Below are 13,878 nucleotides of genomic sequence, written 5' to 3'. Positions count from 1 at the left end.
TGCGTCACCCGGCAGCCGTGCGCACGGGTGCGGTGAGGTATTTGCCGACCCGCGCGACGAGCATCGCCATCTCGTAGGCGATGAGCCCGGCGTCGGCCTCCGCCCCCGCGATGACGGCGAGGCACGCCCCGTTGCCGGCGGCGGTGACGAAGAGGAACCCGAGGTCCATCTCGATGATCGCCTGGCGGATGCCGCCCTTGGCGAACATGCGCCCGGCGCCCCGGGCGATGCCGTGCAGGCTGGCGGCGATCGCCGCGAAGTGGTCGGCCTCCTCGCGGGTCAGGCCCGAGGACGAGGCCATCAGCAGCCCGTCGGCCGAGAGCACGATCGCTCTCTGCACGTCGGGCACTCGCTCGACCAGCTCATCGACGAGCCAGGCCAGCTCAGCCGTCGTTTTCTGGGGTTGCATCCATATCCTCCGGTATCTCGAAACGGGCGCGCCGGGAGCCGAGCTGATATGACGCCATCAGCTTGCGAGCCTGCTCGGCCGCTGGCCCGCCGACCACCTCGCTCGGTTCGGCCTGGGTGGGCACGCTGCGGCTGTTTTTGCGGGTACGCAGCGGAAGCCCCGACGGTGCGAGTTCGCGCTCGCCGTCCGGACGCTGCGGTGGTGCGACGAGCGGCGCCGCGGCGATCGCGAGCGCAGCCGGTGCCGGCAGGGCCGGTGTCTCGGTGATGAGTTCGCCGGGGATGAGCACGATGACGGCGGTGCCGCCGCTGGGCGAGCGCCGCAGCTGCACCTCGATGTGGTGGCGCTCGGCGAGCCGCCCCACGACGAAGAGGCCGAGGCGCGCGGTGCTGCTCAGCTTGAACTCCGGCGGGTGCCGGAGCTGCTCGTTGGCCTCGTCGAGGTCGGCGTCGCTCATGCCGAGCCCGCGGTCGATGATCTCGACGGTGTAACCGGTGCCGACCTCGCTGCCCCGCACGTCGACGGTGGTGTGCGGCGGCGAGAACGAGATCGCGTTCTCGATCAGCTCGGCGAGCAGGTGGATGACGTCGCCGACGGCCCGTCCGGCGAGCCCGGCGGGGTCGGTCGGCAGCAGCGTGACCCGCGTGTACTCCTCGACCTCGGCGATCGCCGCCCGGATCACGTCGACCGCGGGGACGGTACGCCGCCAGCCACGGCCGGGTGCCGCGCCGGAGAGCACGATGAGGTTCTCGGCGTTGCGGCGCATCCGGGTGGCGAGGTGGTCGACGCGGAAGAGCTCGTCGAGCTCACCGGGGTCGGAGGCGCGGCGCTCCATGCCGTCGAGCAGGGTGAGCTGGCGGTGCAGCAGGGTCTGGCTGCGCCGGGCGAGGCTGACGAAGACATCGCGGACGCTGCGGCGGAGCTCCGCCTGCTCGACCGCGGTGCGCACGGCGGTCTCCTGGGCGGCGTTGAATGCCTGGCCCACCTGGCCGATCTCGTCGTCGCCGAAGATCAAGGGTGGTGCCTCGACGGCGACGTCGACCTCCTCACCGGCGCGCAGTCGCTCCACGACGCGGGGCAGGCGCACGGTGGCGAGTTCGTCGGCGGCGTCGCGCAGCCGCCGGAGCTGGCTGACCAGGGCGCGGGCGGTCGTCACCGAGACGATGACGGAGGCGATGACGGCGATGAGCCCCAGACCGGCGGCGAGCACGAGCCGCACGACGACGAGGATCGCGGGCCAGCTCGCCCGCTCGACCGCGGCATCGGCGAGATCGTTGTCGAGCTGGATCAGGGCTACGCGTGCCGGGTCGACGGCGGCCCGCCACTCCGCCGCGCTGACCACGGGCATGGTGGCGTCGTCGCGGTATCCGAGGATCAGCCGGTCCTCGACCTCCTGCAGCTTGGTGAGCTCGGGGCCCTTGAGGACCGGGTCGAAGATCGCGGCGTCGTCGGGCAGCCCGGCGAGGCCGAGGGTGCGGATATAGCGCTGGGCGCCGACGAGCTGGCCGAACTCGGCCGCCTCGTGGGTGCGGAAGTTGCCGTCGGCGAGCACCCCGGACATCAGGGCGTCCTCCTGGGAGAGCACCTCCCGGCCCCGCGACATGGTCAGCAGGTGGCCGAGGCGGGTGTTGATGTCCCGGTCGTCGAAGGTCGCGATCGTCTCGTAGATCTGATAACCGATGCCGATCGTGTCGGTGTAGTACTTGACGGCACCGGTCCGGGTGATCAGACGTGCGTCGATCTCGGACCGCTTCGTCTCGAGCAGGTCGAGCTTCGCCTTGAGCTCATCGATGCGCTGCCGGGCCAGGCCGGTGGCGGCGAACTGGGCCGACGAGCCGAGCGCGGAGGTCCGGAAGACGTCGGCCGCGGCGTTGGTCTTGGCCCGGGCGGAGGTGAGCGCGTCCCGGGGCGCGTCGGCGGGCCCGGCCAGCGCGACCGCGGAGAGCCGTCGTTCGTCCTGCAGGAGCGAGACGAGGCTGTCGGTCGGCCGTCCCACCTGCTGGTCGAGCGAGCTGATCCAGATGAGGTTCAAGCCTTCGCGAAGGGTGACGAAGGCGGCGAAGGCCCATAATGCGGTCAATGAGACCAGCAGGAAGGCGATCTTTACTCGGAGGTTCGAGGTACGCGATTTCAAGCCTCTGCCTCACGTTCCACGGGCGATCGAGGGAAGTGCATACATTAGCACCGTAGGGTGACGGCGCCCTCGCACGACGTGTGCGACTTGCCACCCATCCGATCTCTGTTTGGGTTCGAATAGATATCAAGCGGCTTTGTGGCCGAAGAGCCAGCGGAAAGGGTCGGCCTTCATGAGTAGTGGTGATCAGCGCCCCCGCGCGTCACGACGCGACGATCGTTTACAGGCGGTACCCGAGCCGGACGCAACCACGGCACCGGATGCGGAGATGCTGCTCAAAGCTGTCGCGCGCGGTGACGAGGAAGCCTTCGCCCGCCTCTACGACAGCGTCGCGCCCCGCGTCTACGGCCTCGCGAAGCGTGTCCTGCGCGACCCGGCGCAGGCCGAGGAGGTCGCGCAGGAGGTGCTCGTGGAGGTGTGGCGGACCGCCAGCCGGTTCGACCAGTCCAAGGGCTCGGCGACCGCCTGGATCTTCACGATCACGCATCGCCGCAGCGTCGACCGCGTCCGATCGGAGCAGGCCGGTGCCGAGCGCACCCGCCGGGTCGCCGCCGCGTCGATGGAGACGCCCTATGACGAGGTGGAGGACGCGGCGACCGCACGGCTGGAACAGCAGCTCGTGCGGAGATGCCTGAAGGGCCTCACCGAACTGCAACGGGAGGCGATCACGTTGGCCTATTACGGGGGCCATACCTATCGCGAGGTCGCCCAGCTGCTCGACACCGGCTTGCCGGCGATCAAGACGAGGATGCGCGACGGGCTCATCCGGTTGAGGGACTGCTTGGGTGTGGAGGTGACGGGATGACGACCATGGACATCCATGCGCTGGCTGGCCCGTATGTCCTGAACGCGGTGAGCGAGGAGGAGCGGATCGCCTTCTCCCGGCACCTCGCGCAGTGCGACGTCTGCTCGGCCGAGATCTACGAGCTGTCCGAGATCGCCGGCCGCCTCGCCGACGGCGCCTGGTCGGTGCCGCCGCCCCGGCTGCGGGCCCAGGTCCTCGCCGAGGTCGCCCGGACCAGGCAGCTGCCACCGCGCCGCCCCGACCGCGAAACCGCCTTGATTCCGTCGCCGTGGCGCCGGCGGGCCGCCTACACGCTCGCGGCGGGGATTCTCGCCGTCGCGGCGGGCTCCACCACCTACGCCGTGATGGACAGCCGTCTCGACAGGCAGTCGCAGCAGACCGTGGCCGCACAGGCCGAGGCGCAGCGGATCCAGCAGGTGCTCTCCGCTCCCGACGCCGTCATGCGCAGCGCGCCGGTCGTCGGCGGTGGCCGGATGGCGATCGTCATGTCACCCAGCCAGAACGCGGGCGTGGTCTTCCTCAACGACCTCACCGCACCGGGCGCCGACCACACCTATCAGCTGTGGCTGGTCGACGGCACGACTCCGGTCTCGGCCGGTGTGCTCGCCGACGGGCACTCCGGGGGTACGCGTCTGATCAGCGGTGTCGTGGGCAAGGACGTCCTCGCCCTGACCCAGGAACCGGCGGGCGGATCGAAGGCTCCCAGCGCGCCCGCGATCAGCGATATCCCGATGACCTAGGAAATATCTGGAATAGACCCATCCTCTGGCACGCATGCTTCGAATACCGGACAAGAGCACATCAGCTACTTGAAGGGAACTCGCCATGCGTGCCAGGAGATTCACCCAGATAGCCGCTTCCGGAGCACTCCTGCTGGCCATCGCGGCCTGCGGAAGCACCGAGATGACCACCTCGACCGGCGCCAGCGCGAGTGCCAGCGCCGCCGCGAGCGATGAGTTCGGTGCCGGTTGCGCCGCAGTACCCACGGACCCGGCGAACAAGGGCAGCTTCGAGGCCATGGCCAAGGTGCCGGTCGCGACAGCAGCCTCGGGCAACCCGCTCCTGTCGACCCTGGTCACGGCCGTCACCAAGGCCAACCTGGGCGACTCGCTCAACAGCGCGAAGGACATCACCGTCTTCGCGCCCACCAACGACGCGTTCGCCAAGATCCCGGCTGCCGACCTGCAGGCCGTGCTCGCCGACAACGCGACGCTGACCAAGATCCTCACCTACCACGTCGTGCCGGGCCGGCTCTCGCCCGACCAGCTCGCGGGCACCCACAAGACGCTCGAGGGCAAGGACCTGACGGTGACCGGCAGCGGCACCGACTTCAAGGTCAACGGAAACGCCGCCGTGGTCTGCGGCAACGTGCAGACCGGCAACGCCACGGTCTACATCATCGACTCCGTTCTGATGCCCTGACCTTCGCCATGAAACCACTGGTCAGGCCGGCATTCTGTGGCCTTCTCTCCGCCGCCGCGGGTCTCGCGGCGGCGGAGCTGGTGGCCTCGCTCACCCGCCCCGAAGCCTCCCCGCTCGTCACCATCGGCGGCTCCGTCATCGACGCCACCCCGACTCCGGTCAAGGAGTGGGCGGTCCGCAACTTCGGCACCAATGACAAGCCGCTCCTGCTCACCGGGATCGTCGTCGGGCTGGTGGCCTTCGCCGCGTTCGTCGGCATCCTGGCCAGCCGGAAACGGACGGCGGGGCTGGCGGCGGTGGGCCTCTTCGGGGTCCTGGGCGTCATCGCCGCGCTGAGCCGTCCCGCCCATCGGTCCATCGACGTGCTGGCACCGATCGTGGGCGGGGTGGTGGCCGTCGGCGTACTCGCCATCCTGACCAGGCCCATCGGCGAAGCCGGCGGGCGCCGACGCTTCCTGACCACCGCGGCGATCATCGCGGGGGGTGTCGCCGTGGCCGGAGCGGGCGCGGCCGTGCTGCGGCAGGTGACCGGGCGGGACGCGCAGCGTGCTCGCGACGCGATCAAGCTCCCGGCCCCCGCCGACGCCGCCAAGCCACAGCCCAACGGCTCCACCAGCTTCTTCACGCCCAACGGCGAGTTCTACCGGGTCGACACGTCGCTCACGGTGCCGACGATCGACGTGGAATCGTGGCAGGTGCGCATCCACGGCATGGTCGACCGGCCGATGACGCTCACCTTCGCCGACCTGCTCAAACGACCGCTCACCGAGCGCGACATCACGCTCAACTGCGTCTCCAACGAGGTCGGCGGACCCTACATCGGCAACGCGAAATGGCTCGGCGTGCCGCTCGCCGGCCTGCTGCGCGAGGCCGGCATCCAGTCCGGCGCCGACCAGATCATCTCCCGCGCGACCGAGGGCATGACGATCGGTACGCCGGTGAGCACCGTCCTGGACGGCCGGGACGCCATGCTCGCGATCGGCATGAACGGCGAACCGCTGCCCCTCGAACACGGCTTCCCGATGCGGATGCTCACCCCCGGCCTCTACGGGTACGTCGGCGCCTGCAAATGGATCGTCGACATCGAGCTCGGCACCTTCGCCGACTTCGACCCCTACTGGGTGAAGCGGGGCTGGGCCGCGAAGGCACCCGTCAAGACCGCCTCCCGCATCGATCGCCCGCTGCCTTTCGCCCAGATCAAGGCCGGTGAGGTCACCGTCGCCGGCGTCGCGTGGGCGCAGACCCGGGGCATCACCTCGGTCCAGCTGCAGATCGACGGCGGGCAGTGGGTCGAGGCGGAGCTCATCCCCGTCGCCACCGCCGACACCTGGGTCCAGTGGCGTTACGCCTGGAAGGCCCCGGCGGGCGGCCACTCGATCAAGGTGCGCGCCATCGACAAGACCGGCGACGTGCAGACCGAGGCCCGCGCGACCCCGTTCCCCGACGGCGCCACCGGCCTGCACACCGTCGCGGTCACGGTCACGTAGCCGCCGGCAGGTGCGGCGATCGGGCGAGCGGTCATATGGGTTCAGCGCGGTTCGTCGAGCAGCTTGGCGCGCAGCGATTCGATCGACTGGGGCTTGAGGCCTGCGTTCACCAGGTAGTTCGTGATCGTGCCGTGCTCCGCCCGCAGGTGCGACAGCGTATTGAGCATCGCTTCGCCGGGCGTACTCACGTAGTAGGGCACCGGCGGCGCCTCCGCGAACCCGGGCACATTGACCGATGCCCACCGCGAGTAGGCGTCCTCGGACCGCTCCGTCAGCGCGTAATCGGCCGCGATCTCCTCGTCGGGCACCCCGAGCAGCTCCAACGTCAACGCGATCACCGTTCCGGTCCGGTCCTTCCCGGCCACACAGTGCACCACGACCGGCCCGCTCTCCGGATCTGCGATCACCTCGACGATCTGCGCCAGGTCGCGGGCACCGTGCGTGGTCAGCTCCCGATAACGATCGCTGAGAAAGGCCACCACCCCGAGCTCCTCGCGGTAGTCGGCCCTGTTCCAGTAGGGGTGGTCGATGTGGTGGTGGATGTAGGTCGGCGCGGCCCACTCCGGTGCCCGTCCGCTCAGCACCTCCTCATGCCTGCGTAGATCGATGACCGTGCGTACGCCCAGCGCGTTGTACGCCTCCCGATCGGCGTCCGCGAGTCTCGACAGCGTGTCGGCGCGGAACAGCCGGCGGTGCTTCACCGTCTGTCCGGCGGCGGTCGTGAGCCCGCCGACGTCGCGGAAGTTGAAGACCGCGGCGAAGCGGATGGAACGGTCGCGGGGTTCGGTGGTCACGTTTTCCAGGGTAACCAGGAGGTGGCGATCGGGGACCGCGGGCAGGACCCGGTCCCGCAGGGCGGTCATGCCCCCCGCAAGATCGTCGCAACTCTTGAAGAGTTGGTGTTATCGGGACCAACTCTTCAAGAGTTGCGACGATCTTGCGGCGCGCTCGTGGTGGTGCGGCGGTTTGTGGCATCTCGCGGTCGGGAGGGGGTTTAAGGGCGCGCCGACGAGGAGGTGGTGGTTGTTTGAGCTGGTCCGCGCGGTGCGGGTGTGCGCCGCCCCCTTCCCTGCGGGCCTCGCAGATCACACATGCCGCCGCGGAGCTCGCCAACGACGCTTCCTTTGCGGTGATCGCGTCAAGTTCGGGGATTTAGACGTGATCACGATCCAAGATCACGTCTAAATCCCCGAACTTGACGCGATCACCAGCTGCGCGAACCCCGCTCCCGCGCGCCGTGCGTGGAGATCACACCAAGTTGGGGGAAAACGGTGTGATCAAGGCCCATGATCACGCCATCTTCAGGGAAAACGGTGTGATCACCGCGGCGCTCAGGACCGTGCTGACCTAACAGGTGGTTGCCCCTCACCGTGACCACGACGGGGGTTGGGGGTGCCCCATGCCGGGATCACCTACCCCCAAGGTCGACCCCAATGCGGCCTCACCGTCCACAGTGACCGCAACCGCATGAACCACAGCAGCCACCCGAAACACTTCGTGCGCCACCTCCACCGCAATCCCAGCGGCCACCACCGCCGCGGAGTGCGAGGACAAACACACCCCGCACCCATGAACGGCGCTGACCCCCAGGCACCACAGCTTGAAATCCACCCTGTCCACCCCGGGCCGCCCCACCGCGGTCATCCGCAGTCGCGCAGGCAACGACAGATACGCCTCGTCCCCGATCAGATCCTTGGCCCGATAGAACACATTGCTCATCGCCATGATCGAGGCCGCTGCCTTGGCCGCCTGCAATGCCTCGGCACCGAGGTGCAGGACCGCGTCGGCGCCGACCTCGCGGATCACCACAGCGCTCCGAGCGGCGATGGCGCTGGCCAGCAGAGTCCCCCAGAGCTGCTGCTCGGTGAGGAGGGAGTCGTCGATGACCGAACCAAGATTGAGCCGAATGTCCTTCGCGTAGTCCGGCAGGGCTGCCATGAGTGCGTCGATGCCCATCAGGACCTCCACAATGTGGGACGATGCTTCCATCCACCGGACGGGATGTGTAAGGCTACTCGACGTGACTTTCCTCGTACTGATTATTACGAGTGAGCGCGCCGGACGCAGTTAGGCCATCAGAGCCCTCGCCGACGCGCAGACCTCCCGCGACCCGCGGGGGGTCTTCTTGTTTTCCGCCGCCCTCCACACTGCCCAGGAAAGAGTCTGAAATGCAGATCTTTGACACCACGCTGCGGGACGGGGCCCAGAGCGAGGGGATCAGCTACTCGGTCGCCGACAAGCTCGCGGTCGCGCGGCTGCTCGACGAGTTCGGTGTGGGTTTCATCGAGGGCGGCTGGCCCGGTGCGATGCCCAAGGACACCGAGTTCTTCCGCAGAGCCCGGGAGGAGCTGGAGCTGAAACACGCCAAGCTCGTCGCTTTCGGCTCCACCCGCAAGGCCGGCGTACACGTCGAAGAGGATCCGCTGGTCCGCGCGATGCTCGACACGCTTACCCCCGTGGTCTGCTTTTTTGCCAAGTCGGACATCCGGCATGTCGAGCGCGCGCTGCGCACCACGCCCGAGGAGAACCTCGCGATGGTGCACGACACGGTGAGCTTCTTCGTCGCCAACGGCCGCCGCGTCTTCCTCGACTGCGAGCACTTCTTCGACGGCTTCCGCTACGACCCGGACTACGCCACCGAGGTGGCCCGGGCGGCGTTCGGCGCGGGTGCGGAACGGGTGGTGCTCTGCGACACCAACGGCGGCATGCTGCCGTCCTGGATCTCCGCCGCGATCGGCGACCTCACCGCCCGGCTCGGCGTCTCGCCCTCGCTGCTCGGCATCCACTGCCAGAACGACACCGGCTGCGCGGTGGCCAATACCATCGCGGCCGTCGAGGCCGGGGTCGAGCACGTTCAAGGCACAGCCAATGGGTACGGCGAGCGTCCGGGCAACGCGGACATCTTCGCTGTCGTGGCCAACATCCAACTCAAGCTCGGGCGGACCGTCCTACCGGACGGGTGCCTGGAACAGATGGTGCGCGTCTCGCATGCCATCGCCGAGATCGCCAATATCGCCCCCGACACCCACCAGGCCTATGTCGGGGCGGCTGCCTTCGCTCACAAGGCGGGCATCCACGCGAGTGCGATCAAAGTCGACCCGGTCCTCTACAACCACGTGGACCCGATCGTGGTCGGCAACGACATGAAGATCCTGGTCACCGAGATGGCCGGCCGGGCCAGCATCGAGCTCAAGAGCCGTGAGCTCGGACTGGACCTGGCCGGACGTCCGGAGGTCGCGGCATCCGTGACCGACCAGGTGAAGCAGCGCGAGGCGGAGGGGTGGTCCTACGAGGCCGCCGACGCCAGCTTCGAGCTGCTGGTCCGCGGTGCTCTCGGTGAGATCACCAGCCCGTTCACGCTGGAGTCCTACCGGGTGATCGTGGAGCATCGCGAGGACGGGGCCGTGGTCAGCGAGGGGACCGTGAAGGTTCGCGTACGCGGGGAGCGGATCATCGCCACCGCCGAGGGCAACGGCCCCGTCAATGCCCTGGACGAGGCACTGCGCACGGCATTGAGCAAGCACTTCCCGCAGCTGGCGAGCCTGGAACTGACCGATTACAAGGTCCGCATCCTGGAGGGCTCCCACGGCACCGGTGCCATCACCAGGGTCCTGCTGGAGACGACGGACGACCTGACGACCTGGGTGACGGTGGGCGTACACGAAAACGTGGTCGAGGCGAGCTGGCACGCGCTGGTGGACGCCCTGACCTACGGCCTGTCCCGCACCAAGACCTGACCGATATTCGCGTTGATCAAGGGAAGACTCACCATCGGGGGTGTCCGATTCGCGGCGAGTCTTCCCTTGATCAACGCGAATTTCAGCGGGTGGCCTTGCGGAGGCGGGAGCGGACGAGCTTCTTCGCCATGGGGCTCAGCTCGTCGACCACCTCCATGAGGATGCCCAGCTGGTCCAGGGCGTCCAGGGCCTGGGCCGCGCCTGCGGGGTCCACGCCCTCGTAGAGCTCCAGGCCCAGGAACGCCGCGGAGATCGCCCTGGACAGACCGCCGATGTCGGCGAGGTCGGCGAAGGGGGAGCCGGTGAGGACCCGGGTGAGGACCGCCTCGATCGAGGCCGACCACATCTTCAGCGACTGCGCGCAGGCCGCGGCGAGCACCGGGTTGGTCCGGGCACCCGCGAGGAGCTGTGCCAGCAGGGTGACGTTGCCGAGCTCCTGCTCCTCGTCGTGCAGCTGCCGGCCGACGGCGAGCAGCCCGCGCAGGCTCGTCACCCCGGCGAAGCGCTCCGCGTAGGTCTCCACCCGCTCGGCGGTCGCCCGCTGGCACGCCGCGGTGAGCAGTTCGTCGACGGTGCCGAAGTGATAGAAGACGAGAGCCTGGTTGACCCCGGCCGAGGTGGCGATAGCCCGCGCCGAGGCGCCCGCGATCCCGTGTTCCTTGATCGCCGCGATCGCGCCGTCCATCAGCTTCGTCTTGGTATCCGACATGCGATCTCCGTCTCCGGTCCGACGTAACGGGGGCCGTAGCCGAGTGCGTCGGCGCAGGTCTGCAGCAGCCAGCCGACACCGGGGAGCCGCATCAGCGCCCCGAGCGCCGCCCAGCCCGGTCCGGCGTGGCTGAACGCGCGGGCCACGGCGGCGATCCCGTCGGCCCGGATGCCGCTGTCGGACTCGTACCGCAACCGCCACAGCCCGCCCGGGTACTCCTGGGCATCGATGAATTGCAGGCCGGTGGGGCGGCGGCGCTCGACGAACGCCCGGGCACGCTGGCACGGTCCGCAGCCGGCGGCGAAGTAGATGCGTGCAGGTGCGGGCATCTCGGTGACCTCCTTGAGCAGTCGCTCAAGTTTTACAGTACCGGGGGAGAGCCATCAACACCAACTCTTCAGGAGTTGCGGGGATCATGGGTGGCGGGGGCGACCGTGAGGGTGCCCGCGGTGGCGTCGAGGGTCGCCTGGACGCCGTGCCCGATCGCGATGTTGTCGACGCCGTGGCCGATCGGCAGACCACCCAGCACCGGTACGCCCAACCCGCCCAGACGTTCGCCGATCACCTCCGCCGCGGTGACCGGCCAGCCGTCGGCGCAGTCGGTGAACTGGCCCACCGCGACACCGGCGACCCGGTCGAGCAGGCCGCTGCGGAGCAGGTGCGTCAGCATCCGGTCCACCTTGTAGGGAGCCTCGAAGACGTCCTCGATCAGCAGGATCGCGCCGTCCAGCTCCGGTGAGTGCCGGGTGCCGATCGTCGCGTCGATCAGGCAGAGGTTGCCGCCGATCAGGGTGCCGGTGGCGACGCCGCCGACCCGTACCGACGCGGTGGACTCGGCCGGATCGGCCCGCACCTCGACGGGCTCGGCCGACATGAGGCTGTGCCGGGCACCGAGCGTCGTGGGCGAGTCGGCGCCCTTGTCGAACTGCGCCACGACCGGGCCGAGCACGGTGGCGAGGCCGGTCTCCGCCCACAGCGCCAGGTGCAGGGCGGTGATGTCGGAGAAGCCCATGACGAGCTTCGGGTCGCGGCGAACGGCGTCGAAGTCGACGCGGTCGACGATGCGCTGCATGCCGTAACCGCCCCGGACGGCGAGCACGCCGCGGATCTCCGGGTCGGCGAGCGCGGCGTTGAGGTCCCCGAGCCGCTGCTCATCGGTGCCGGCGAGGTAGGTGTCGTGCTTCAGGCGTACGTGTGGGGCGACCCTGACCTCCAGACCCCATGAGGCGAGGACGCCGACGGCGATGTCGAGCCGGTCGTGCGGCACGGGACCAGCGGGGCAGACGAGGGCAACGGCGTCGCCGGCCTGGAGCGGAGCGGGGTGGAGGGTCACGGTCGCCCATCTTCACACGATGGGCACAGGAACGCCACCAGCCCGCAGCCCTGGTTTGCTGGGATGACGGCATGTGGAGACGAGCGCTCGTGTGGGCGGCGGTGGTCCCGGGTGCGGTATGGGCGGTGTTTCGACTCATCGGTTGGGATGACCGGTACCCGACAACTCAATTGATGGCTTTCACTCCCTATGTTGCGCTGGGTGCGTTGGTGCTCGTACCCGTCGTCGCCTGGACGCGGCGGTGGGGCGCGACGGCCGTCGCTGCCGTGACCGCCGTCGCGCTGGTGGCCTGTGTGCTGCCGCGAGCGTTCACCGACAGCGACCCGCAGGCCGGGGCCACGGGGCTCGACCTGCGGGTCGCCACCAGCAACGTCTACGCCGGGAGGGCCGATCCGGCCGAGATCATCCGGCTGGCCCGGGTGCACCGGGTGGATCTGCTCGCCGTGCAGGAGATGACCGACGATTGGCTGGCGAGGGCGGATGCGGCGGGGATCGGCGACGTCTTCGCCTATCGCTATGTGGCGATCGACGCGGGGCAGGACGGCTCGGCCCTCTTCTCCCGCTACGAGCTGCGTGACGGAGCCACCAGGCGGGTCGGCGACTCCTGGTTCCGGCAGGCCCACGCCGACCTGGTCCTGCCCGGCGGCGTGACGGTCGCGGTGGAGTCGGTGCACGCCGCCTCGCCCTACAGCGCCGAGATGGTCGGCTACTGGCGGGCCAGCTATCGGGACGAGCCGCCCGCCACGCCGGACGGCCGGCTCCGGGTGCTGCTCGGCGACTTCAACGCCACCCTCGACCACGCACCGGTACGCCGACTCGTCGACACCGGTTACCGCGACGCCGCCGAGGTGACCGGTGACGGGTTCGTCGGCACGTGGGGGCCCTATGACGGGGACCTCCTCCCGCCCGTGACCATCGATCACGTGCTCGCCGACCGGCGGATCGGCGTCCGCGACTGCCACGTCTTCGGACTGCCGGGAGGTGACCACCGGATGCTCCTCGCGGAGCTCGTCCTACCCTAGGAGGCGTGGCGACCGCACTCGTGATCGAGAACGACCCGACCGATGACATCCGGCGGCTGGGGGAGTGGCTCACCGACGCAGGGCTGGAGCTCTCCGTCATCCGCGCCCACGCGGGCGAGGAGCTCCCCGCCGACCTGGAGTCCTTCAACTCGCTGATCGTGCTCGGCGGCGACCAGAACGCCTACCCCGACGACGCGGGGCAGCCCGGTGCGCCGTGGTTTCCGCAGATGGAGGGGCTGCTGCGCAAGGCGGTCCGGCACCGCGTGCCGACCCTGGCGCTCTGCCTCGGCGGGCAGCTCCTGGCCCAGGCGCACGGCGGCCTGGTCGAGCGCGCGCCGTCCGGGCCGGAGATCGGTCCGGGGCTGGTGGCCCGGCGCGACCAGGCCGAGAACGATCCGCTCTTCGCCGCGGTGCCGTTCGCACCCGACGTACTCCAGTGGCACTTCGACGAGATCACCGAGCTGCCGCTGATGGCGAAGCTGCTCGCCGCCTCGCCCCGCTTCCCGCACCAGGCCTTCCGCCTCGGCGATCGGGCATGGGGCACCCAGTTCCACATCGAGTGCGACACCGCCATGTTCGCCGGGTGGGTCGAGAACAACGCCGACTGGCTGCGCGAGCAGGGCCGCGACCCGGAGCAGCTGGTCGAGTCGGTCGACGCGGTCATGGACGACCTGTTCGAGGTGTGGCAGCCCTTCGCCCGGCGCTTCGCCGACCTCGCCCTGGGCCGGAACGTGTCGACGCAGCGGCCCAGCGCCCTGCCGCTGCTCGGCAACGGCAACGGGCACGGCCACTAGATGATCTCCCGGCGTGAGGCCTTCGC

Annotated in this window: 14 protein-coding genes; 7 read left to right on the top strand and 7 right to left on the bottom strand. The window is 69.5% G+C overall.

Features of this window, described 5'->3' with window-relative positions:
• Window positions 1–4: 4 nt before the first annotated feature.
• Together F4553_RS14350 and F4553_RS14345 are read right to left on the bottom strand one after the other, a co-directional pair.
• Window positions 5–409, bottom strand: a complete 405-nt coding sequence (locus F4553_RS14350; RefSeq protein ID WP_184836216.1) for a roadblock/LC7 domain-containing protein — start codon at window positions 407–409, stop codon at window positions 5–7.
• Entirely contained in the window at window positions 384–2,543 is a 2,160-nt protein-coding gene (locus tag F4553_RS14345; RefSeq protein ID WP_184836214.1) for a sensor histidine kinase, read from the bottom strand. Before F4553_RS14345 ends, F4553_RS14350 begins: the two co-directional genes overlap by 26 nt.
• A gap of 172 nt (window positions 2,544–2,715) precedes the next feature.
• On the opposite strand from F4553_RS14345, the gene sigK reads away from it, so the two are divergent.
• The 4 genes from sigK (at window position 2,716) to F4553_RS14325 (ending at window position 6,257) form a co-directional block, all read left to right on the top strand.
• On the top strand, window positions 2,716–3,348 hold the full coding sequence (gene sigK, locus F4553_RS14340; protein ID WP_184836212.1) for an ECF RNA polymerase sigma factor SigK: 633 nt from the start codon (window positions 2,716–2,718) through the stop codon (window positions 3,346–3,348).
• A complete protein-coding gene (locus F4553_RS14335; protein ID WP_184836210.1) occupies window positions 3,345–4,088 on the top strand; it encodes an anti-sigma factor in 744 nt (247 codons plus the stop codon). The genes sigK and F4553_RS14335 overlap by 4 nt, the downstream gene beginning before the upstream one ends.
• Window positions 4,089–4,173: 85 nt before the next feature.
• Entirely contained in the window at window positions 4,174–4,770 is a 597-nt protein-coding gene (locus F4553_RS14330; protein WP_184836208.1) for a fasciclin domain-containing protein, read from the top strand.
• A gap of 8 nt (window positions 4,771–4,778) precedes the next feature.
• Window positions 4,779–6,257 (top strand): molybdopterin-dependent oxidoreductase, encoded by a 1,479-nt coding sequence (locus F4553_RS14325; RefSeq protein WP_184836206.1) that lies wholly within the window; start codon window positions 4,779–4,781, stop codon window positions 6,255–6,257.
• A 41-nt stretch (window positions 6,258–6,298) separates the two neighbouring features.
• Here F4553_RS14325 and F4553_RS14320 read toward each other — a convergent pair whose 3' ends face one another.
• Entirely contained in the window at window positions 6,299–7,051 is a 753-nt protein-coding gene (locus F4553_RS14320) for a tyrosine-protein phosphatase (RefSeq protein ID WP_312875211.1), read from the bottom strand.
• A 571-nt stretch (window positions 7,052–7,622) separates the two neighbouring features.
• Window positions 7,623–8,213, bottom strand: coding sequence for an alkylhydroperoxidase, AhpD family (gene ahpD, locus F4553_RS14315; protein WP_184836202.1), 591 nt, complete (start codon window positions 8,211–8,213; stop codon window positions 7,623–7,625).
• Window positions 8,214–8,425: 212 nt separating this feature from the next.
• Between ahpD and cimA the strand changes: the two genes are divergently transcribed.
• Window positions 8,426–9,994, top strand: a complete 1,569-nt coding sequence (cimA, locus tag F4553_RS14310; protein WP_184836200.1) for a citramalate synthase — start codon at window positions 8,426–8,428, stop codon at window positions 9,992–9,994.
• A gap of 82 nt (window positions 9,995–10,076) precedes the next feature.
• On the opposite strand, the gene F4553_RS14305 is transcribed toward cimA, so the two are convergent.
• The 3 genes from F4553_RS14305 to F4553_RS14295 all read right to left on the bottom strand — a co-directional run bounded on the left by F4553_RS14305 (window position 10,077) and on the right by F4553_RS14295 (window position 12,036).
• On the bottom strand, window positions 10,077–10,703 hold the full coding sequence (locus tag F4553_RS14305; protein ID WP_184836198.1) for a TetR/AcrR family transcriptional regulator: 627 nt from the start codon (window positions 10,701–10,703) through the stop codon (window positions 10,077–10,079).
• Window positions 10,679–11,032 (bottom strand): thiol-disulfide oxidoreductase DCC family protein, encoded by a 354-nt coding sequence (locus F4553_RS14300; RefSeq protein WP_184836196.1) that lies wholly within the window; start codon window positions 11,030–11,032, stop codon window positions 10,679–10,681. The genes F4553_RS14305 and F4553_RS14300 overlap by 25 nt, the downstream gene beginning before the upstream one ends.
• A 68-nt stretch (window positions 11,033–11,100) precedes the next feature.
• The gene (locus F4553_RS14295; protein WP_184836194.1) at window positions 11,101–12,036 is read right to left on the bottom strand and encodes a S66 peptidase family protein; all 936 of its coding nucleotides are present in this window, start codon (window positions 12,034–12,036) and stop codon (window positions 11,101–11,103) included.
• A gap of 71 nt (window positions 12,037–12,107) precedes the next feature.
• Between F4553_RS14295 and F4553_RS14290 the strand changes: the two genes are divergently transcribed.
• Complete coding sequence (locus tag F4553_RS14290) at window positions 12,108–13,058, top strand: endonuclease/exonuclease/phosphatase family protein (protein WP_184836192.1); 951 nt, start codon at window positions 12,108–12,110, stop codon at window positions 13,056–13,058.
• 5 nt (window positions 13,059–13,063) lie between these two features.
• Window positions 13,064–13,852 (top strand): type 1 glutamine amidotransferase, encoded by a 789-nt coding sequence (locus F4553_RS14285; protein WP_184836190.1) that lies wholly within the window; start codon window positions 13,064–13,066, stop codon window positions 13,850–13,852.
• Window positions 13,853–13,878 lie beyond the last annotated feature (26 nt).

The sequence above is a fragment of the Allocatelliglobosispora scoriae genome (assembly GCF_014204945.1).
Lineage (GTDB): Bacteria > Actinomycetota > Actinomycetes > Mycobacteriales > Micromonosporaceae > Allocatelliglobosispora > Allocatelliglobosispora scoriae.
This window is presented reverse-complemented; position numbering and strand designations above follow the sequence as displayed.